At 39.9% G+C, this 20912-nt stretch carries 18 protein-coding genes and 1 other RNA gene; 14 read left to right on the top strand and 5 right to left on the bottom strand.

All coding sequences use genetic code 11. The features are described 5' to 3' along the window. Positions 1–10 precede the first annotated feature (10 nt). Positions 11–1213 (bottom strand): aromatic amino acid transport family protein, encoded by a 1203-nt coding sequence (locus BM380_RS11195; protein ID WP_090494396.1) that lies wholly within the window; start codon positions 1211–1213, stop codon positions 11–13. 302 nt (positions 1214–1515) lie between these two features. After that, positions 1516–2394 carry a flagellar protein MotY gene (locus BM380_RS11190; RefSeq protein ID WP_090494394.1) on the bottom strand — a complete coding sequence of 293 codons (879 nt, stop codon included), beginning with the start codon at positions 2392–2394 and terminating at the stop codon, positions 1516–1518. Between the two features lie 467 nt (positions 2395–2861). Between BM380_RS11190 and rnt the strand changes: the two genes are divergently transcribed. Continuing rightward, entirely contained in the window at positions 2862–3536 is a 675-nt protein-coding gene (rnt, locus tag BM380_RS11185) for a ribonuclease T (RefSeq protein WP_013465481.1), read from the top strand. 64 nt (positions 3537–3600) lie between these two features. Here the strand turns inward: rnt and BM380_RS11180 are convergent, their stop codons facing one another. After that, on the bottom strand, positions 3601–5226 hold the full coding sequence (locus BM380_RS11180) for a DUF342 domain-containing protein (protein WP_090494392.1): 1626 nt from the start codon (positions 5224–5226) through the stop codon (positions 3601–3603). A gap of 250 nt (positions 5227–5476) precedes the next feature. Here BM380_RS11180 and ssrA point away from each other — a divergent pair. The 9 genes from ssrA to BM380_RS11135 all read left to right on the top strand — a co-directional run bounded on the left by ssrA (position 5477) and on the right by BM380_RS11135 (position 12282). Next, positions 5477–5833, top strand: a transfer-messenger RNA (tmRNA) gene (gene ssrA / locus BM380_RS11175). Positions 5834–6018: 185 nt separating this feature from the next. Further along, on the top strand, positions 6019–7251 hold the full coding sequence (locus BM380_RS11170) for an integrase domain-containing protein (RefSeq protein ID WP_090494390.1): 1233 nt from the start codon (positions 6019–6021) through the stop codon (positions 7249–7251). Beyond that, on the top strand, positions 7248–7814 hold the full coding sequence (locus BM380_RS11165) for a hypothetical protein (protein ID WP_076923158.1): 567 nt from the start codon (positions 7248–7250) through the stop codon (positions 7812–7814). The genes BM380_RS11170 and BM380_RS11165 overlap by 4 nt, the downstream gene beginning before the upstream one ends. Positions 7815–7902: 88 nt before the next feature. Beyond that, positions 7903–8184 (top strand): helix-turn-helix transcriptional regulator, encoded by a 282-nt coding sequence (locus tag BM380_RS11160; protein ID WP_064662581.1) that lies wholly within the window; start codon positions 7903–7905, stop codon positions 8182–8184. Continuing rightward, complete coding sequence (locus BM380_RS11155) at positions 8177–8653, top strand: hypothetical protein (protein WP_090494388.1); 477 nt, start codon at positions 8177–8179, stop codon at positions 8651–8653. Before BM380_RS11160 ends, BM380_RS11155 begins: the two co-directional genes overlap by 8 nt. 364 nt (positions 8654–9017) lie before the next feature. Then, positions 9018–9593 carry a YagK/YfjJ domain-containing protein gene (locus tag BM380_RS11150; protein ID WP_090494386.1) on the top strand — a complete coding sequence of 192 codons (576 nt, stop codon included), beginning with the start codon at positions 9018–9020 and terminating at the stop codon, positions 9591–9593. A gap of 518 nt (positions 9594–10111) precedes the next feature. After that, entirely contained in the window at positions 10112–10615 is a 504-nt protein-coding gene (locus tag BM380_RS11145; protein WP_090494384.1) for a hypothetical protein, read from the top strand. An 18-nt stretch (positions 10616–10633) separates the two neighbouring features. Continuing rightward, complete coding sequence (locus BM380_RS11140) at positions 10634–11116, top strand: hypothetical protein (protein WP_090494382.1); 483 nt, start codon at positions 10634–10636, stop codon at positions 11114–11116. 407 nt (positions 11117–11523) lie between these two features. After that, positions 11524–12282: a sulfite exporter TauE/SafE family protein gene (locus tag BM380_RS11135; protein ID WP_090494380.1), complete on the top strand. Its 759-nt coding sequence runs from the start codon at positions 11524–11526 to the stop codon at positions 12280–12282. On the opposite strand, the gene BM380_RS11130 is transcribed toward BM380_RS11135, so the two are convergent. After that, positions 12275–12910 (bottom strand): SDR family oxidoreductase, encoded by a 636-nt coding sequence (locus BM380_RS11130; RefSeq protein WP_090494377.1) that lies wholly within the window; start codon positions 12908–12910, stop codon positions 12275–12277. The two genes, BM380_RS11135 and BM380_RS11130, sit on opposite strands and share 8 nt — an antisense overlap. A gap of 291 nt (positions 12911–13201) precedes the next feature. Next, positions 13202–15211: a bifunctional tRNA (5-methylaminomethyl-2-thiouridine)(34)-methyltransferase MnmC2/FAD-dependent 5-carboxymethylaminomethyl-2-thiouridine(34) oxidoreductase MnmC1 gene (gene mnmC, locus BM380_RS11125; protein ID WP_090494375.1), complete on the bottom strand. Its 2010-nt coding sequence runs from the start codon at positions 15209–15211 to the stop codon at positions 13202–13204. 179 nt (positions 15212–15390) lie between these two features. Between mnmC and fabB the strand changes: the two genes are divergently transcribed. The 4 genes from fabB to BM380_RS11100 form a co-directional block, all read left to right on the top strand. Further along, positions 15391–16602: a beta-ketoacyl-ACP synthase I gene (gene fabB, locus BM380_RS11120; RefSeq protein WP_013465470.1), complete on the top strand. Its 1212-nt coding sequence runs from the start codon at positions 15391–15393 to the stop codon at positions 16600–16602. Between the two features lie 108 nt (positions 16603–16710). After that, positions 16711–17832: a 4-phosphoerythronate dehydrogenase gene (locus tag BM380_RS11115; RefSeq protein WP_090494373.1), complete on the top strand. Its 1122-nt coding sequence runs from the start codon at positions 16711–16713 to the stop codon at positions 17830–17832. A gap of 45 nt (positions 17833–17877) precedes the next feature. Next, the gene (locus BM380_RS11110; protein ID WP_013465468.1) at positions 17878–18894 is read left to right on the top strand and encodes an aspartate-semialdehyde dehydrogenase; all 1017 of its coding nucleotides are present in this window, start codon (positions 17878–17880) and stop codon (positions 18892–18894) included. Between the two features lie 351 nt (positions 18895–19245). Next, a partial coding sequence (locus tag BM380_RS11100; RefSeq protein ID WP_302847038.1) for a FimV/HubP family polar landmark protein occupies positions 19246–20912 on the top strand: 1667 nt, incomplete at its 3' end.

Below are 20912 nucleotides of genomic sequence, written 5' to 3'. Positions count from 1 at the left end.
TTATTGGGTATTAACCTATTGCAGGTATTAAGCCTGCCATTTGTAGGCATTGCGCACTAATAATTGAAATACCACACAATGCTGCTATGGCTAAACCAATATTACCGCTTCGTACTTTATAACCGCTTTTTTCAACGCCTTGACGCTGTTTGTACACCATACTCACCGGCAAAAATACAGCCAATATCACCAATGCAATAGCGGCATAACCTAATGCCATAATAAATCCTTGCGGATAAAATAAAGCAAACCCAAGAGGAGGAATAAAGGTAATAAATGCAGTTTTTATTCTATCTGCGCCCGTATCTGCTTTTTTGAATGTGTCGGCAAAAAAGTCAAACAACCCTAAGCTCACTCCCAAAAATGACGTTGCCAGCGCTAAATCAGCAAAAAGCTTAACCGCTGTAGAAACGCTCGTGTTGTTAGCAATACTTGCCACACTGGCTACAAACCCGCTTAAGCCTTCACTTTCGAGAAGTTGGGCTTGGCTCATTATACCTTGGCTTAACACTTGCCAAAAAATATAAATAACCAGCGGTAAAGAGGCACCTGCAATCATTACTTTGCGTAATGTTTTTATTTCAAGGCCAACGTATTTAACAATAGAAGGAATAGAGCCATGAAAACCAAAAGAGGTAAATACCACAGGGATGGCCGATAATATAAGCCCTTGCTCAACCGGCATTTCAAGTAAGTGCTGGCCATGCACATAAGGCGTAAGCATATAAAATAAGCTACCCAATACCACTATTTTTATACTAAACAGCACTCTATTAAGCTTATCTACCTTGCTGGTGCCTAAAGTGACAACACCTGCAATCACCACCGCTAAAATAACGGAGCCTAACTGTGGGGCAATACTTAAGTTAAAACCAGTGTTTATACGTTCTTGTAGCTGGGCTCCGCCACCTGCTATGTAGGCCGCGCATAACGCATAAAATAAAAATATCATTGAAAAGTTAGCTACATACTGACCGCGCTTACCTAGCCAAAGCTTAGCCAAGGTATTTAAGGTGGCGTCGCGAGGGGCGTATTGATGTAGTTCCAACATAAGTAAAGCGGTGTAGGTCATAAGTAACCAACAACCGATAATTAATACCATCGCGGTATTAAATCCAAGCCCTGCAGAGGCGATAGGCAGGGCAAGCATACCTGCACCTATGGTGGTTCCTGCAACAATTAACATGCTACCTATTGTTTTATTTTTAAGCACTTAATGATCCTGATCAAACGTGAGAGACACGCAAGATATAACTAGTTGTGTAAAACTTAAATAGTTTTGTCATAAAAGAGACAAAATAAAATGTAATCTTCTATTTACAACTGTATTAAAAAAGCCAAAATCATCAAAAAAAGGAAATTTAACTTATTAATATAAATGAAAAAATAAAAAGCTAAATGTTAATAATTAAAAGGGAGGTTGTTTGCTATGTATAAAATAGGCATCACAAAAATGGTATGTATTGACCGAAAGCGTTATCCATTACACCGTCGGTCGAAAAGGAATACGACAATTTACATTTTAGCGATTTGAATCACTAAGCGGCGGTTTTTATCACGGCCTAAAATATTGTCATTAGTATCTACAAAGCGTTTTTCACCAAAGCCTTCAGTAACCACTTTAGCTTCATCAACGCCTAAGCCAACCATGTAATCTTTAATCTCCTTAGCACGCTTTCTTGATAAATCGAGGTTATTCCAGCGACCGCCATAACTATCGGTGTACGATGCAATACTAATTGATTCTATACTCGGGTCGTTTTTTAAATACTCAGCAATTTTATCAAGGCGCTGCTGAGATGATTTGGTTAATTTACTGCTATTCGATTCGTAGTTCATTATAGTGAACGAAATATCTTCAAAATTATATGGCAGTAATTCGTCGCGACATTGTAAAAACGCCCAATAAGCTTGTTTAAAGTTGATATTAGACATTCCCACGGCAATTTTGTCGGCACTATTTTGCCAATCTTGATAGTAAAAGGTAGGTTGGTTGCCTTTTTCAAGCTCAGTTAGCATTTCCCACGCTGTTTTATTACCTAGTTCACCATCAAACTTTTTAAGTAATTTCATATCAGCAATATCACGGGCAGGGCGACCTGCTCGCCAACTAGGTGGCACCGCTTTTAAACCGGCAATCGCGTAATTTTCTGGGCGTACCACCATGTCTAAATTAAAGGTAAGATCTTTATTTTTACTTGCAGATGCTTTAAAAACAGCCTCACCATAGTAGGGAACTTCATGATTTAATTGGCATTGTAAGCGAGTTGTTTTAACCAAGTTCCAATTTGAATTATCTTGGTCAGCAGTATATTGGCGCATAGCTGCAGTCGTATTAAAACTATACAGTACACCGCTAATGCTTAGGCTAATAAATAACAACTTATACTTCATCAAGAACTCTCCATTAAGCTCTGCCAAAAAAGTGACAAAAACCGTAAAATATTACGCAACAGCAAATAATTCAGCGCAAACGCTAGGGTCTGTTGACCTTTCAAGGTTAAATTTGCAGCAGCCTGTTTGGTATTTAGGCAAGGCAGAGCCTATGTGGTGTGGTTATTCCCCATAAATAGGCGATAACACAGCATTAATGCCAAACAGGCGCTGCCCTTTGGGTTCTGCCTAGGGGCGATTTACTCTTTGTTGCTCGGTTTTTACTTAGCCCACTAGGTTACAAACCTCGCGCCGCGATTAAACCGCCCCTAGCTTGAACAAATTTTAATCCGCAAAGGTCAACAGACCCTAATTACCAAGCAAGTAACATGCCTATAGTTTAGCTGTAATAAATCAATAAATCCCCTAGCCGACAGCCCCCTAATTTTGACATAATAGATAGCTAATCCCTATAAACCAAGAATACTATGGCAAATACTGAGCAAACACTTTTCGCACAACGCTTTCGTGGCTTTTTTCCAGTGGTTATTGATGTTGAAACCGCCGGTTTTAACAAAGAAACCGACGCACTACTTGAAATTGCAGCATCCGTTTTAAAAATGGATGACGAGGGATTGCTTAGCATAGATCATACCGTTCATTTTCATGTGCAACCCTTTGAGGGAGCAAACATTGAACAAGCCGCCATTGAGTTCAATGGTATTGAGCCTTTTTCAGCACTTAGAGGCGCAGTACCCGAAGAAGAAGCCATTAAAGAAATTTGTAAAGTAGTGCGAAAAGCGCAAAAAGCGGCAGGGTGCCAGCGCTCTGTGGTGGTTGCTCACAATGCGGCTTTTGATCATGGCTTTTTAAATGCGGCAATTGAGCGTAATAATATTAAACGCACACCATTTCATCCATTTGTAAGTTTTGATACCACATCACTTGCAGGGTTAGCGCTAGGCCAAACTGTATTGGCTAAAGCGTGCCGCGCGGCAGGAATAGAGTTTGATAACAAACAAGCACATTCTGCGTTATACGATACAGAACGCACCGCTGAATTATATTGTTTAATTGTTAATCGTTGGCAGCAACTAGGTGGTTGGCCACTTGCTATAGATGAAACACAACAAAACGAAGACGAAGTAAGCAACCAAGATTAGCATAAACTCAGCTCATATTAATGAGTGTTCACTGTGTGGGCTGAGCCAGTCTTAATATGCGTTATTAAAACGATTGCGTTATTTTACCTTCACTGTGGGTGATTAAATGAGGAGGATAATTACGCGAAAAGCTAATTGATTCTCGTGCAATTTTAAGCTCCACCCCGGGGTGCATAAGCTCATTAACTTTCAAACGACTGAGCGCTAAAAGCTGCGCCATTTTCTTTCTTAGCAACTGCTTTTGCTGACTGATACTGGCGCTTCGGTTTGCTATGTGTTCTTCATTCGTTGTTATTTTATTCAAAAACTGCTGACGCTGTGCGCTTGCAACTTGTTTATTAATTCGCTGGCGCGCTTGCTGTAGTTCAATTGACTTACTGATTAAAACTTTTTCAAAGTCAGTGATTTGCGCTTGTTTTTGTTTTAGCACATACCATCGCTGTGCGATGCAAACACGGGTTTTAGTTCCTGCTGGTGCGCCCAATTCACCTGTTTCAATGCGCATTGCGTCTAGAATATGACCACCAATAATTTTCCCTTTAGGATCTTTTGCGCTGCCAACCCTAATTAAATTTCCAGCACTCAAGTCACAATGTAATGATTGGCGTTCTATTAATAAGTTTTGCTCCGTTTTTATGTCACAGTATTGAGAGTAACCAAGTGCAACGGTTCGTTTAGCAAAAATAGAACAGGTGAATGGCTCATCGGCTTCTCGTTTTCTGCCAATTGCCCCCTTTACTATTGTGATGGCGTTATTACTTTTTAACTGCGCCGATTCAACAAAACCTAAAACAGTAATATCGCCGGTAGCAGTCACGCGCATGCCATCTTTTATATCACCACTGACTATAATACTGCCATCAAATTCAACATGGCCGGTACTTGGGTCAATATTATGAAAACATAAAACATCATCAACACGCATACCACGGGGAAGGGCAACCGGTACACCAGTACAGTCGGCAATTAGTAAGTTGGGGTTATCGGGCGCAATTTTAGTACCGTCAAAAGGTTGTAATTTATGCTCTTTGCCAGGGATTGCAGTTAGCACATCTCCAAACACAGTAAAGCCATCAACTCCCGATGTTGCTGGAATACGCCGCATTAGTTCACACCCAGGTTTTACAGTAATAATATCACCTAGGTTTCTCATATCGACTTTACCACCGCCCTTAGCTTGCGGGCTAAGTACGCGGTCTTGCGCTGTGCAGCAAAGACGCACAAATTTGGCATCGTTACCCACTTTAGGCGCGCGACCAAAAGCGACTTCAGCGCAATGCGTGCTTCCTGAGGGTTGTTCAAATTGTTGTGCCAATAACTGTTCTAATGCATGAGAGCTAATACCCTTTACAATCCCTGCCTGAGCTAACACGTCAATTGCTTGTTCCATGTTAAGTAATTTACCGCCCTTAGCAGTAATAAGGGTAGCTTCAACAAGCATATTTTTTTCATCAATGTTAATGGTTAGCTTTGCATCAATGGCTTGAGCAACCACCAAAGAGGAGATCTCTTCGTCGTTATTTTGAGCAAACAACTTACCAATATTGCTAACAATAATGTCACACTCGCAATATTCTGACTGACTAATTAATTCAATAAGCTGTGTTGCTGTTGAGGCTAAACCTGAGACATTAGGGTGGGAGAGCAAAGAGATATGCCCCGTTTGCTCATCAAAAGAAAAAACCGACATTTATAAATCCTCTAGGTAATATGCCTGTTATTATTTTTTTATATTGTATTAGACCAAGGTCTAGCCCTACATTTGAGCATAAAGCATCATGCTTGTTAAGTAATTGTTTCTTAATTGTCCAATATTTTACATTTAAAAGTGTGTTTGATGCAGGATTAACCAACCAATAAAATAAAACGCCTAAGGTGTTGAGTATTGATGGGTTACTCAGTTATACTGCTCGCACGCTCTGAATGAGTAACCTTATTCAGGGGCTGATTAGGATTCGACGGAATTCAAGAAGCCCAAGGTGCATGTCGAGGTGCGGTTTGCCTCGTAAAAAAGCCGCAATTTAAAGTAATCGCAAACGACGATAACTACTCTCTAGCAGCTTAGGCTGGCTAGCGCTCCTTCCATGTATTCTTGTGGACTGGATTTTGGAGTGTCACCCTAACACCTGATCGCGACGGAAACCCTGGCCGGGGTTGAAGCGTTAAAACTAAGCGGCCTCGCCTTTATCTACCGTGTTTGTCCGGGATTTAAAGGTTAATTAAATGACAATACTAAACATGTAGTACCGACGGTCGAGGCTTTTCGGACGGGGGTTCAAATCCCCCCAGCTCCACCAATAAAGGTTTTTAGATACGTTGCTAAGAACCGTAAAAGACCCGCAACGCTAGTTAATTCGAGCCTTGCGGGTTTTTTTATGCCTATAGCTTAACCATTAAAGACCGTTTAAAACTTGTAACAACCGCGATTTGTTGTAACACTAAACGTAACAACTGGAATTTTACATAGGGATCGTTGTTACAAATGGCTATTCACAAACTCACTGCAAACCGAGTCAAATCAGCTGAACCAGATGATAAAGAATATAACCTTACTGACGGTGGCGGCTTAACATTACGAATAAAGCCCAGTGGAGGTAAATTTTGGCTTTATAACTACACAGCGCCAATTACTAAAAAACGTAAAAATATGGGGCTTGGCTCTTACCCTGATATAAGCCTTAAAACTGCTAGAGAACGTCATAAGAAATATAAAGCCCTAGTACTTGAAAATATCGACCCTATCCACCAGCGCCAGCTAGATGAAAAGCAAGCACAAGAAACACACCTACAAACATTTAAAGCAGTTTCTTTAATGTGGTTTGAAAAAAAGAAAACAGAAATAAAACCACAAACAGCACAAGCCGCTTTAAATCTGCTAACTAATCATGCCTTTCCTGCGTTTGGTGATGAACCAATAAGTAAATTAAAAGCCTTTCAAGTAATAGAGCTAGTGCGACCCATAGAGGCAAAGGGCAGTTTAGAGACTGTAAAAAGACTATGCCAGCGTATTAACGAAGTAATGGTGCATGCGGTTAACTGTGGGCTTATAGAAGCCAATCCACTAGCGAATATAAGGCAAGCTTTCCAAGCGCCTAAAAAAAGCGCTATGCCGTCTATTGAAGTGGATAGATTGCCAGAGCTTATGAGCGCCTTAAATCGCGCCAGTATTAAGCTTACAACACGTTGTTTAATAGAATGGCAGTTACACACCATGACACGCCCTAATGAGGCTGCAACAGCTAAATGGCAAGATATAGACTTAAATAGTGGTGTGTGGGTTATACCTGCCGAGCAAATGAAAAAGGGCAAAGAGCAACGCGTACCCCTTACACCGCAAACACTCGCTTTACTTGAACTAATGAAACCATTAAGCGCACACCGACAATATGTATTTCCCGCAGACAGAGACCCACGCAGCCATACAAACGTGCAAACAGCCAATGCAGCAATAAAGCGTATGGGATTTAAAGGCGAGCTGGTGGCGCATGGTTTACGCTCGCTTGCCAGTACAACGCTTAATGCACAAGGGTTTGATCCTGACGTAATAGAAGCGGCACTCGCGCATGTTGATACAAACGAAGTAAGGAGAGCATATAACCGTACAGATTACTTTGAGCGTAGAAAAGTGATGATGTGCTGGTGGTCTGAATATATCGAAAATGCGGCTAGTGGGAGTAGCTCCTTGGCAGGGATCAAGGGGTTGAAAGTAATATGAAAAGAAATGAGTTAGTTACTTACTCTGAGCTTGAGGGTAATAAAACCGTTAACTATTTAGCTAAAAATATAATGATAGAATTGGGGTTAAAGGATCATGAAAATAACACACTTATACTGAACGGGATAAACCTGCTTGTGATGATTGCAACCTCTAACATTGAGCAGGCAACAGATGGCACTAAATCTGACTTAATGAAAAATGAAATTGCTGAAATATCAAAGCTTGAAAAAAAACTATCAGAAATAAAAAAAATAAGAAATGATTTAAGGTATTACAAAGGTGAAAAAGTACGTGAACAATGGAGTTCTATTGATACCCTTGAAAAGGATTTAACAAATTTTAAGCTAAAACATAGAAAGCTAACATCTAAGGATTATTTCATTATTCGATTGTTTGGTGGTTGGTGCAGAGTTGCTAATAAAGCAGGCTTAAACGATGACAAAAAAACTATGTTTAGAAAAATATTGGTTTGTATATTTGAGGAGTATCACATTTCAGGCTCTAATATTGATGCAGTCAAAAAAGCTATTAAAAAGCTAGAAAGGGAAAATCTTCTTTAATTTTTTAAATTATCTTCCCCGTTAGCTACTTTAAAATCTCATAAATTACCTCTTAGTTTATTAACAACACTCAACAAGAGGTAACAAGATGGTAGATATTCTTAAATTAATTCGCACCAAAGAGCTAATGGAAATTGTTCCTTGGGCTCGAACTAAGCAGCAAGAAAAAATAAAAGCTGGACTAATGCCCCCACCAATATCAACTGGACAACGTGGTGTCGCTTATTATGAAACAGAAATAAACGCAACGCTTGCCGTAACAATAGTAGGCTATAACGATGAGCAAATTAAAAAATTTGTTTCTGAACTTGTAGCAAGACGCAAAGAGTTACTAAAAAAATACACTCACTTGGAGGCAGCTAATGATTAATTTAAATGAACTGCCAACACCAATCACATTAGAATATTTGGAAAAATTAGCACCAGCAGCTTTTGAGGAGCTAGTTCGAATGGACATTATTCACCGTTCAATCTTGCTCGCATGGCTCAACGGTCAATCTACAAGCCCAATTGGTAGAGGGTATGCCGATGTTGAATTAGATAAGGAAGATGCAAAGCATAGCCACCTTAAAATGAAATGCTTTATTGATTATCAAAGTAAGCGTGAGGTTGGGCTAAAGGTTTCTCACTCTATGAGTGAGCAACAACGGTTTGAGTTTTTTAATAAGCGAGAGGCACAGCGCGAAAAAGTTAAGTGTAAAGTCAAAAAGGAAAGAGAACAAAGGGCAAAAAAGAACCTCGTTAGAATCCTTGAACAACTCGGTATAGAGCAGGTTAAAACCATTATTGTGACTGAGCATTTAAAGATTACTGGTGCGGCTAATGATCCTCTCTTTTGAGAAAGAAAAACCGACTAAGGATTAGTTAGACGGTTTTGGATTGGTTATTTTGAGGGCTGGTGTGAGTAGCTAAACTACCACCAGCTTTTATATTATACAGTGCACTTCATTACCTACACAAACCTAGCTAACTAAGTAGGTACTAACCGCTAAGCCCAGAAAAAGTTTGCCTTAATTAATTTTATAGCTATTTCACGGTCATTAACGGTAGTCATTAATAGGTTTAATTTTTGTTATTTCAGTTGAATGTTGGTAGTTACTAACCGCGCAGGATTTATATGAAGTGTGTCTTAGGTAATTATATTGTTTTATTTTACCTGAAATTTATCGGTTATTTATATTATCTATTTAGAGGGGTTTGTTAGTGGCTAACTATCACTACGTAAGTCATTCACCTATATTTCAGCATTGCGGCAACTTGTGGCATGTTAACGCAGCAAAGAGCGGTTTATATACCCAGCAATTGAAAAGCATATTAGATCAATTAGAGGCTGTTTTGAGTCATTGTAGCCAAGTATTAGTGCTGCGATTTGATATTCGTACTCCAGAACAAACTAATGATAATCGGTATATTTTGGCTGTTATAAAAAATTTGAGTCGATTTCTCAAGCAAAATTACCAAATGTCAGTATTTGGCTATCATTGGGCGCGTGAGCAAGAAAAATCAAAAAGTCAGCATTACCATGTGGTGTTTATTTTAGACGCTAATAAGGTGAATCACCCGAGCAGAATTAATGATTTTATATTGGAAATGGGGAATACCCTTGGTGTTCAGCCATGGATACCAAAGAACTGCTATTACAGATTTAAACGCAATGAGTATGATAAAAAGCAAGGCGCTATATGGCGTATGTCTTACCTTGCTAAAGCCAGAGGGAAGGGCTATAAACCAGCACAAACTAAAAACCACGGCTCAAGTAGGGTTAAACCTAAGCTTTAAGGAATGTATACAATACAAAGCAATTAAACACTTTATATCTAACTTTGTTTGCTGTCAGGTTATCAAACATTGTCAAAAGTTGATTATAAATGGCTCTACTTATTTTAAGAGCTTAGCGAATGTATTTGTTTTTGTACTGATGAAATCTAAATTATCCTAGCCTTTATACCTGATAAAACCTCAACTGTATGAGCAGTTAATACTTAGTAAAACTTAGTTTAATAAGCCTAACAAAACCTTACAAAACCTATCATTTTAGGCTTATAAAAAGACAGTATCAAATAAACACCTTACAGCTGTTTTGCGGAGAGATATGCACGTGTATTCATTAAGCTCTTAAACATGCATCTTATTAGGCTTATAGCTTTGCAAGCTTTTTGCTACATAGTTTTAAGTCGATATCTTACATTTGTTTGCATAAATACTCGCAAGCCATTTAGATTTGGGTGATAGTATAAGGCTATGGTTTGTATCTTTACTCTATTACTACTTATTAGCTGCTAAATTTAAGGGGAGCCATGAGACTGTTTTTAAGTATTTTATTTTTATTCTTTTCGCTACATTCAAAGGCTGCAACTATTACGGAACTATTTGGTGATGGTGTTTTTGGTACTCAGTGGGGTGATTCGTTTGAAACGGTTTTAGCCAAATACCCAAAAGCGAAGAAAAAAAATATTAGTGATATCGTTTGGTTGGAGTTAAAAGATACGCGTAAGGTTTTTGAGATCGACAGAGATAGGCAAAGATTACACTTTTCGTTTGACTCAGAAATGAGGTTAATCGGTGTTGGTGTTACTTTTGATACTGAAAGTTATATTACTTTAACAAATAAGCTAACTACTATGTTTGGTGATTTTGAAAAGCCGAATATGGCATCTGCTACACTAATATGGAAAGATAAAAAAACATATATAAATCTAGCATTGATACCATCAACATTTGGCATGGAGACAATGTTAAGTGTTGGTTACGTTGGCTTAGATAAACCAGAAAGTGACAAAAAAAGTTTAGGTTTTAATTAATTTGTTGAGAGGGAATTTATGAGAAATATCTATTTATTAATTTTTGTGCTTTTTAGTTTTCATTCAGTGGGCAAAGAATATTACATTGATGGATATGAATTTAAATGGGTTGTCACAGAGTTTTCAGGCGCTAGTCTTGCCGTTATCAAAACTGATGAGACAACTTATCTTAGATTAACTACTAAAGGTTCAGCGTATAAGCAATTACGTCTTACTGAACATGAAGCTAAAGAGTTATCGATTGCGTTACAGAAGACTCGTGAATATTTTAATGAGCAAAAAGGAACAACAAAAGACGTATCAGCAAAGTTAATGGCAGCCGAGTATGAAGTGAGCTTTAGTTCATCACCAAAGTATGGCTTTTCAGTTTATATACGTAAAAAGTCGGGTTCACTTTTTGATTCAATTATTCTTGATAAAGCAGAAGCAATAGGTTTACAGCCTTATTTCGAGCAAGCAGAAGAATTAATTAACTTTGTAGATACAAAGATAAAAATTTAATGTAATTATTATATTCATGTTCAGCTGCAAAACGCGAATTTGAACCCACACAAAAACAAATAGTAACAACAATAGTAACAGCAAGTGATTTGATGTTGTTGTTAGTTGTTTTATTTCAAGTGGTTGCGGGTTTAATTAAGATTCCCCCAGCTCCACCAATAACGGTTTTTAAATTCGTTTGTTTAAAAACCCTAAAAAACCCGCAACTTGAGCAATCAAGTCGCGGGTTTTTTTATGGCTAAAATTATTGAATTTATTGTGCTTTGGTTTATCTTGCGAACCCCGAACCCCGAACCCCGAACCCCGAACCCCGAACCCCGAACCCCGAACCCCTTACAACTAATAGACTAGTCGCTTACTTGCTTATTTTTTGTATTATGAGCCAATGATTAACTGCGAGCTTTGATATGGATATTTTTACAGCTGAACACATTTCCCCTTTGATCTCGCTTTTACTTATTTTACTGGCGGGGTTTACTTCGTTTGTATCGGCGGCCTTTGGTGCGGGTGGCGGTTTAATGCTGTTGGTGGTAATGGCGTCGGTTATGCCGATGGCAATGGTTGTGCCGGTTCATGGTTTAGTGCAGTTAGGCTCTAATGCCAATCGATTATTGTTAAGTATTGCTCATCTTGATAAGCCGATGTTGTTGTATTTTACGCTGGGTGGGTTAATTGGCGCGGGGTTGTCGAGCCAAGTAGTGAGCGATATTAACCTTGATAGCATGAAGTTGTTTGTGGCTTTATTTGTGATTTATTTACTGTGGGGAACAATCCCTGAATTTAATAAAGACTCACGATTAGGGCGTTTAATAGCGGGTTTAATTACGGCATTTATTTCTACTTTTGTGGGAGCAAGTGGGCCTCTGGTGGCAAGTTATTTACACATTAATAACTACGATAAGCTTAAATTTACCGCGACTTTTTCAAGTATTATGACCTTGCAGCATAGCTTAAAAGCCGTTGTTTATGCGGGGCTGGGTTTTAGCTTTTGGCAATGGTTGCCGTTAACACTGGCGATGATTTTAAGCGGAGCCATTGGCACTTGGTTAGGGATTCGTTTACTTAAGCGGCTCTCTGTGGCACGTTTTAGGGTTATTTTTAAAGTGATTTTAACTCTGCTTGCCATGCAGCTTGCATGGCAAGGGGTGAGTGTAATGCTTACTTAATAGCGGCTTTTATTGGTTTATCGCCATCAAATAACTCAAAAATACGATTGCTATTAAATGAGTTTGTAGCAACGTAAAGCAATGCGTTGGCTACATTTTCGCGGCTAATTTTAGCCTTTGACTGATCGCTAGGGCGCTCTGTTGTTACTTCCAAAGAGGCACTTTCGTCAGTTAATGTTCCTGGGCGGACAATTGTGTAATTGAGTCCACTGTGAATTAAATGCTCATCAGCCATATGTTTTGCTACAAGATAAGGCTTTAAGTCACTATCTATCGCATCAGGATCGTCTGCGCCAATGGAGCTGACCATAATAAAGTGTTTTACACCGTGCTCTTTAGAATAAGTTGCTGCTTTTGTCGCTGCCCACAAATCAATAAGTACGGTTTTATCTGTGCCTGTACTTCCACCTGAACCTGCTGCAAAGATAACTTGGTCGCAGCCATTAATGGCACTTGAAAAGTCACCTTCTAAATCCTGTTCAACAATACTTAAAAATGGGCTATCTAAATCACGCAGTTTGCTTTTGTCTCTTACAAGTGCAACAACATTTTGCTCATTTTCTAAAAGTAGTTTGGTAGCCATTTTACCAATTTGACCACTTGCGCCAATAATTAAAGTCTTACTCATAATTAATTCCTTCTCAATATAGTGTAAAGATTGTTCGTACAAACAGACCTTGGGGTAGGAAATTATTTTTAAAGAGTAAATGGGATTTAAACGAGCTTATTTAAAAAAAACATATTAGTGAAAAGTTATTACTTAACTGAGTATTAAAATTAGCTATTTTTTTAGGCGTTTTTTAGAACTTTTTACTCGATCATTATACTTACTTCGGTTACAAAGCTACGGTGGTATAAGCCAATACGTACACTGCGTTCTTGGTAATTACAGTAAAGGGCTTTGTAGGTATTATTACCTTTAAATTTTATTGCGAATAAGGTCACGAACAATAAAGCGGCCTGGGTGAATAGCTTGGCTTACGCGTTCGCTTAGTGGGCGAGGTTCATTGTTTAAACTACTAATTATGTGCTCGGCAGATAGCGGTGCACTGCATAATGCTCGCGCGCCAAAGCCGGTAAAAATATGCAGGCCCTGTTGTGGTTTTTTTAATGCTTGGTATTGATAGCGTTTGCCCAAACGTAAATTAGCAAATGCATGTGTATAGTCAGTTTGCTCCACCCATTCACCGGCCATAGGTAAGTGATCAATAAAACTACAGCGAACAGCGGCTTTAGCAGAGCTAATATCGCCTAAGCTGGTGGCAAATTCAGTGTTGTTATAAAAGCTCAGCAGTTGCTCGCGGTTGGTTTGATTATCTTGCTCGGTCACTTCACGGCTTTTACTGTTTTTTTCAAAGGTGGCGCCCATACAATGGTGATCTAAATAAGCGGGGGTGAAATACCCCTTGTGACACAACACGGTTTTTAGCTTACGTGATTGCGTGCTTGCTTGAACATGTGACACCTGTCCGCGTACGCCAACAATAGGGAGCGTTTTAGTTTGCGCAAATGCATCGCTGTGTTCACCGGCGCAAATAATCACATCGCTAAAGGGGCCAAATGTTTGTTTTTGCGTGGTTAAGTACCAGCCATCGGGTTGTTTGTTAAGTTGCTCAATGTGGCAATTAAATAGGCTCTCAAACTCATTTAATTGCTGTGCGGCATCTAACATAGCACTGACTAACTGGGGGGGATTAACCCAGCCGCCTTGTTCAAAAAACACCCCTGAGTAACCTGTTTTAACCCCAGCAATAGCATCACCCTCATCAGCAGTCACATTTCGCATAAGCTGCTCTGGCCACAGTTGTTTATCAGCGAGATTTTGATGACGCTCTGCCAATGGTTTTTTTACTGCATGTTGCAGCACACCACACCACTGGTGATCAAACAAAAAGCCATTGTTGAGTAATTGATTGTAAAGCCGCTTTGCGTATAAAAAACTATGGGCAAATAGTTCACTGTGTGGCGAATTTTTTGCTTGTAAATGCGGATATATCGCCCCTTGTACATTGTGAGATGCCCCCATGGCCGGTTGTTTATCTTGGCAAAATAAGTGGCTTGGTATACCGCGTTTCGCGAGGCTATAAAGAATACAACTGCTCGCTATACCACCGCCAATAACAGCCACATTGGTAAGGGGAGAGAAGTGATGCTCAAAATAGGCGGGGGCCGATTGTTTTGAATTAGCCTGAGCGAGTGTGCCAACTAGCATCTCTCGTTTTCGGCCAAAGCCTTTAGCTTTTTGCATGCTAAAGCCTGCTTCAATTAAGCCCCGACGAACAAAGCCCGCAGCGGTAAACGTGGCTAATGTCGCGTTGCATCTGGAAATATCAACCATGGCGTTAAATACACTTTGCTGCCACATGTCGGGGTTTTTACTCGGTGCAAAACCATCTAAAAACCATGCGTCAACGAGTCCACTTTGTGGGTAGCTCATGCTATTAATACATTCCAGCACATCACCAAAGTAGAGGTCGAGCACCACAAGGCCATTGGCAAATTCAAGGCGATGACAACCGGTTAAATTAATCGGGTAGTGGGAGACGAGTTGGGCGCTTAAATGACTTAAACTAGGCCAAGCTTGCAAGGCTTGTTTTAAATCATTTACGCTAAGTGGATATTTTTCAAAAGAAATAAAATGCAGTCGTTGCACGTTATTAGACTGTTGACTTTGAACTTGTGGGCATTGCAGGTGGTCATAAAACTGCTGCCATGCATTTAAAAAATTAAGCCCTGTACCAAAACCGGTTTCGGCTATAACAAAGTGCTCACGGTCATGATTTTGTAACCGTGACTCTATATTGTTTTGTTGATAAAACACATAATGAGACTCAGCGAGGCCGTTGTCATTAGAAAAATAAACATCATCAAAGTCATTAGCAACCGGTGTCCCTAAATCATTAAAGTGTATGTGGGCGTTTTTTATCATGACCAATTCAATTTTATAGATAATTTTTTAATTATTTTACGTGTTTTCTTTGAAATAGTCTGGCGTTATTTATAAGCTGTAGGTTCAGAGTACAAGTGTACGCTAGAAAGCTGACCACTTAGGTGATTAAATTCGCGTAAAATAGAACACAATTAAGTATTAAGCTAAGGGAATTACCCATGAGAAGAGCCGTAATAACAGGCATCGGTGTTGTATCAAGCATCGGCAATAATAAAGAAGAAGTATTAGAGTCACTAAGAGCGGGTAAAAGCGGTATTGCTTTTAACCAAGAATTTGCTGATTACAAATTGCGCAGCAATGTATCAGGTAAAATTGATATTGATGTTAAAGAGCATGTTGACCGCAAAGCAATGCGCTTTATGGGTGATGCAGCGGCTTATTCTTATATCTCAATGGCACAAGCGATTGAAGATGCGGGCCTTAGCGACGAACAAGTATCAAACGAGCGCACTGGTTTATTAGTGGGTTCTGGCGGCGGTTCATCAAAATGGCAAGTAGAAGCGGCCGATATCCTTCGCGAAAAAGGCGTTAAGCGCGTTGGCCCTTACATGGTGCCACGTACTATGGCGAGCACCACCTCGGCTTGTTTAGCAACGCCATTTAAAATTAAAGGCGTTAACTATTCAATTAGCTCTGCGTGTGCAACCTCTGCGCATTGTATTGGCCATGCCGTTGAGCAGATTCAACTAGGCAAGCAAGACGTTATTTTTGCAGGTGGGGGTGAAGAACTTCACTGGACGCTAGCGATGGAATTTGACGCTATGGGCGCGCTTTCGACTAAATATAACGACACACCTGAAAAAGCATCACGTACATACGATGCTAACCGTGATGGTTTTGTGATTTCAGCCGGTGGCGGTATTGTGGTTGTTGAAGAGCTAGAACACGCACTTGCACGTGGCGCGCACATTTATGCTGAAATTACCGGTTACGGCGCAACCTCAGATGGTTACGATATGGTTGCACCATCAGGTGAGGGCGCAGTACGTTGTATGCGCCAAGCAATGCAAAACGTTGATAGCATTGATTACTTGAATACCCATGGTACGTCAACACCCGTAGGCGATGTGAAAGAGCTGGGCGCTATTCAAGAAGTATTTGGTGGTAACTCGCCAATGATCAGCGCAACTAAAGCAATGACAGGCCATGCACTGGGTGCGGCAGGTGTACACGAAGCCATCTTTTCATTGCTAATGCTTGAGCATGGTTTTGTTGCGCCATCTATCAATATTGATGAGCTTGATGAGCAAGCAGCGGGCTTGAACATTGTAACTGAAGCCAAAGACGTTGAACTAAATACGGTTATGTCTAACAGTTTTGGTTTTGGCGGCACCAATGCCACATTAGTAATGAGCAAATACAAAGGCTAAGTAAACCTTTAACTATTTTAAAGCCGAGCAAAATGCTCGGCTTTTTCGTTTGTGCAAATAGGCGGTTGTTCGTTACAATAAGGTCCCATTTTGCCAAACGGATTCACAATGAAAATTCTTGCCGATCAAAATATGCCTTTAGTTGAGCAATTCTTTAAAGATATGGGTGAGGTTGAACGATTTGATGGCAGGCAATTAACTCCAGAACAACTCATTGATGTTGATGTATTACTCACTCGTTCAGTCACGCAGGTCAATAGTGAATTATTAGCACAGGCTAATAAGCTAAGCTTTGTAGGTACAGCCACTATTGGTGTGGATCATATTGATACCGATTTGCTCAACGCAAAAAATATTGATTTTACCAGTGCGCCTGGCTGCAATGCGATTGCGGTTGCTGAATATGTGATCAGTAGTTTATTTGCATTAAGTCAAGAAAACGCCAGCCCATTAAGCGGTAAAACAATCGGTATTGTGGGTGTAGGTAATATTGGCAGTTGCCTCGCGCAAAAATTAAAAGCGCTTAACGTTAATTTACTATTGTGCGACCCAATTAAGCATGAGCAAGGGCTATTAACCGAGCATGTTGAGCTTGATGAGCTATTAGCGCAGTCAGATATAGTCACGTTTCATGTGCCGTTAGTAAAAACAGGTACGCATAAAACACTGCACATGCTTGATAAAAAGCGCTTAACTACGCTTAAACCTGGACTTACTTTAATTAACGCCAGCCGAGGTGATGTGATTGATAATCAAGCATTACTTGAGGTGATGGAAGCAGGCGCTGAGCTCGATTTAGTGTTGGATGTGTGGGAAAACGAACCTAACATTTTAACCGAGTTACTTGAGCATGTTCGCTATGCCAGTGTGCACATTGCCGGACATACTCTTGAGGGTAAAGCTCGGGGTACACAAATGTTGTATCAAAGCTTGTGTGAGCTAAAAGGGGTTAACGCAATAAAATCACTGGATGATTTTTTACCGCCTCCTGCAATTAAAAAAGTCGCCCTAGGAAGTAGTTTTAGCGAAACAGATATAGCCCGTTTAGTGCACTTAGTTTATGACGTACGCCGTGATGATGGCATTTTACTGCGTCATTTGGCCGATGAAGGCTTTGACAGTTTACGAAAAAATTATCCAACCCGACGTGAGTTTAGCACCGTGGTGGTTGAAGGTGATAGCACCGAGCTTGCTGCACTTGCGCAGCTTGGTTTTACTACAGCAAACTAATTTAATTAGCACGGTTGTTTTAATCGTGCTTACAGAGGATGAAATATGTCGCAAAAATATAACGTTGCCGTGCTCGGCGCTACAGGCCTTGTAGGTCGTCAAATCATTGAAACTTTGGAAGATCGTAAATTTCCGGTCGATCAGCTGTTTTTATTAGCAAGCAGCCGCAGTGCTGGCGAAGATATAAAGTTTCGTGGTGAGACCATAGAAGTACGTGATGTTGAAGGCTTTGACTTTAGCCAAGCGCATATCGGTTTATTTTCTGCTGGTGGCAGTGTATCAGAAAAATATGCCCCTATTGCCGCAGACGCTGGCTGTATCGTTATTGATAACACATCGCACTTTAGAAATGACTTTGAAGTGCCGCTCATTGTGCCAGAAGTAAATGCATCGAGCTTAGCCGATTTTAGAAATCGTAATATTATTGCCAACCCTAATTGTTCAACCATTCAAATGATGCTTGCGCTTAAGCCTATTTATGATGCATACGGCATTGATCGTATTAACGTTTCAACTTACCAAGCGGTGTCGGGAGCAGGTAAAGAGGCAGTTGATGAACTGGCTAAACAAACTGCAAATTTAATGAATGCACGCCCAATGGAAAACGAAATATTTCCTAAGCAAATTGCGTTTAATGTAATACCGCAAATCGATAGCTTTGAAGACAATGGCTATACGCGCGAAGAAATGAAGATGGTAAACGAAACGCATAAAATTTTAGGCGATACAACCATTGCGGTAAACCCGACTTGTGTTCGCGTCCCTGTATTTTTTGGTCATTCTGAGTCAATTAATATTGAAACGCGTATGCCTTATGATTTTGAGCATGTAAAGCAACTATTGAGTGATGCGCCAGGTGTTGAGCTAATTGATGATGCTGGCGACTACCCAACGGCTGTGTCGGATGCCAGTGGTAATGATACTGTTTATATCGGCCGTTTACGTGCTGATATTTCACACCCACATGGATTAAATATGTGGGTAGTAAGTGATAATACCCGTAAAGGGGCTGCAACCAATAGTGTACAAATAGCAGAAGAACTGATTGCTAATTATATGTAATTAGCCTGAAAATAGTGATAATTTCAATAAACGGCAAACCACAGTGGTTTGCCGTTTTTTTATGCTTTAACCGCCATTTTTTTGCCACTTATTAACTGAGAGAGTGTAAACATCTTGATAAACAACATAAAAACATTTTTATCATGATGTTTAAGGTATTTATTTTCAATGCGTTGCGATGGATATTATGGCTTAACTGGTTTATAGTTTGTAACTGGAATAGAGCTTGCAATAAAAATAGATTGTAATAAAAATGTGCGTTGGCCACGTGGCTAACAACGGCAAGAATAATCAATGTTTAAGCGCCAATTTTAAAGCGCTGCGTTAACATTTAAACATTAAAGGATCAGCATGCGCGGTTTCGTTTCACTTATTATATTAGCGTCTGCACTGATGGTAACGACTGTTTACTCTCAAGACAGTACCCAATTAAGAGGGCCTAAAGGCGCAGATTACGGCGCGCAGGGTCGCTCTATTGGGCCAATAAAACCAACCGATACACTTTGGCGTATTGCCGTTAAAGTTCGCCCAGATAACTCAGTCAGCATATATCAAGTTATGCAGGCCTTGTATAACAAAAACCCCAACTCATTTTTAGAACAAAACTTAAATCACATGCAAAGTGGTTCGTATTTAAAAATACCTACTTTGGCAGAAATTAGACGAGTAAACCCGCAATTAGCTAAGCAACGTTCTGAGCAAGACGATGAACTGTGGGAAAAAAAGAAAAATGGCACACTCACTCAAGCAGAGATCAATTCAGCACAAACACAAGTAACCCAAGCCCGCAAAGCAGACGTTGATGAAGCCAAAAAAGAATTACAACAAGAATTAAAAGCGATTAAAACAGATCAAGGTAATAAATTAGTTGAGCTTCAGCAGCAGTTTAAAAGTTCGGTTAGTAACGTAGAAGAGATTTTAGTTGAAAACAACAACCTTAAAAAACAGCTGACAGGTATTTCAAACGAGTTAGAAAACGTTCGTTTACAACTAGGCCAAGATAGTGAAATTCAACAACAGTTAAAAGAATTAATCGTTAAGCAAAACGAGATCATTGCACAGCAAAAATTAAAAGATGCAGAGCAAGAGAATGAATTTAGCTTTGCTGCATTACTCTCGAGTCCTTTGGTACTCATTTTATTAATGACCATTCCAGCGTTGTTGATTATTTTTGCTGTAGTTATGTGGCTGCGTAAGCGTGGTAATAACCAAGAGCCTGAGAGTAACGATGATGAATTTATACCACAAGCGCCTGCTTATACTGACCCTCTAGATGAAATGCCAGAACCCACGCTTGACGAAGCGCCTGCTCCCGATCCACTTGATGATTTAAGTGTGCAGTTAGATGAGAACATGGATGACGTATTACTTGATGATGATGTGGAGTTTAATGATGATCTCGATGATGACAGTTTATTAGATCAAGATGAGTTAGAAAGCTTACTTAATGATGATGTTGTTTTTGAAGATGAAAATACTGAGGGCGATGAACTTGATGTTTTCATGCAACAAGATTTTGATAGCCCTGATGAAGATGACACGGGCGATACAATTAATCTTGACGAATCGGATGATATTTTAAGTGCGGATGATTTAGATAGCCTGTTTGATGAAGAAGATGACGATTCATTACCAGATGAACCCCAAGGTGAATCGAATGATGATATGGCTGCACTCAGTGAAGAGCTCGCCGAAGAGGGCGAAGACTTCGACATTGATGATTTACTCGATGAAAATAATGAGCAGGCAACTGACACATCAGCAGACGATGACGAATTTGATATTGACGATTTACTCGATGCAGAGCAACCCGCTACTGCACAGAGTGAAGAAACCGATATTGACAGCTTAGTTGATGAAGATGACGAATTTGATATCGACGATTTACTCGATGCAGAGCAACCCGCTACTGCACAGAGTGAAGAAACTAATATTGACAGCTTAGTTGAAGAAGATGACGAGATTGACATTGATGACTTGCTTGATGCAGAGCAACCCGCTGCTGCAGAGAGTGAAGA

The organism is Pseudoalteromonas sp. DSM 26666, from assembly GCF_900116475.1.
GTDB classification, from domain to species: Bacteria; Pseudomonadota; Gammaproteobacteria; order Enterobacterales; family Alteromonadaceae; genus Pseudoalteromonas; species Pseudoalteromonas tetraodonis.
The sequence above is the reverse complement of the archived record's forward strand: the minus strand, read 5'-3'. Positions and strand labels throughout refer to the sequence as shown.

What these genes read in the sequence shown, in the direction of transcription:
- mnmC (WP_090494375.1), bottom strand. Translation starts at nt 15,211, where the DNA reads ATGATAAAAAACGCCCACATACACTTTAATGATTTAGGGACACCGGTT.
- BM380_RS11165 (WP_076923158.1), top strand. Translation starts at nt 7,248, where the DNA reads ATGAAAAGAAATGAGTTAGTTACTTACTCTGAGCTTGAGGGTAATAAA.
- fabB (WP_013465470.1), top strand. Translation starts at nt 15,391, where the DNA reads ATGAGAAGAGCCGTAATAACAGGCATCGGTGTTGTATCAAGCATCGGC.
- BM380_RS11155 (WP_090494388.1), top strand. Translation starts at nt 8,177, where the DNA reads ATGATTAATTTAAATGAACTGCCAACACCAATCACATTAGAATATTTG.
- BM380_RS11135 (WP_090494380.1), top strand. Translation starts at nt 11,524, where the DNA reads ATGGATATTTTTACAGCTGAACACATTTCCCCTTTGATCTCGCTTTTA.
- BM380_RS11115 (WP_090494373.1), top strand. Translation starts at nt 16,711, where the DNA reads ATGAAAATTCTTGCCGATCAAAATATGCCTTTAGTTGAGCAATTCTTT.
- BM380_RS11130 (WP_090494377.1), bottom strand. Translation starts at nt 12,910, where the DNA reads ATGAGTAAGACTTTAATTATTGGCGCAAGTGGTCAAATTGGTAAAATG.
- rnt (WP_013465481.1), top strand. Translation starts at nt 2,862, where the DNA reads ATGGCAAATACTGAGCAAACACTTTTCGCACAACGCTTTCGTGGCTTT.
- BM380_RS11170 (WP_090494390.1), top strand. Translation starts at nt 6,019, where the DNA reads ATGGCTATTCACAAACTCACTGCAAACCGAGTCAAATCAGCTGAACCA.
- BM380_RS11110 (WP_013465468.1), top strand. Translation starts at nt 17,878, where the DNA reads ATGTCGCAAAAATATAACGTTGCCGTGCTCGGCGCTACAGGCCTTGTA.
- BM380_RS11180 (WP_090494392.1), bottom strand. Translation starts at nt 5,226, where the DNA reads ATGTCGGTTTTTTCTTTTGATGAGCAAACGGGGCATATCTCTTTGCTC.
- BM380_RS11160 (WP_064662581.1), top strand. Translation starts at nt 7,903, where the DNA reads ATGGTAGATATTCTTAAATTAATTCGCACCAAAGAGCTAATGGAAATT.
- BM380_RS11190 (WP_090494394.1), bottom strand. Translation starts at nt 2,394, where the DNA reads ATGAAGTATAAGTTGTTATTTATTAGCCTAAGCATTAGCGGTGTACTG.
- BM380_RS11145 (WP_090494384.1), top strand. Translation starts at nt 10,112, where the DNA reads ATGAGACTGTTTTTAAGTATTTTATTTTTATTCTTTTCGCTACATTCA.
- BM380_RS11140 (WP_090494382.1), top strand. Translation starts at nt 10,634, where the DNA reads ATGAGAAATATCTATTTATTAATTTTTGTGCTTTTTAGTTTTCATTCA.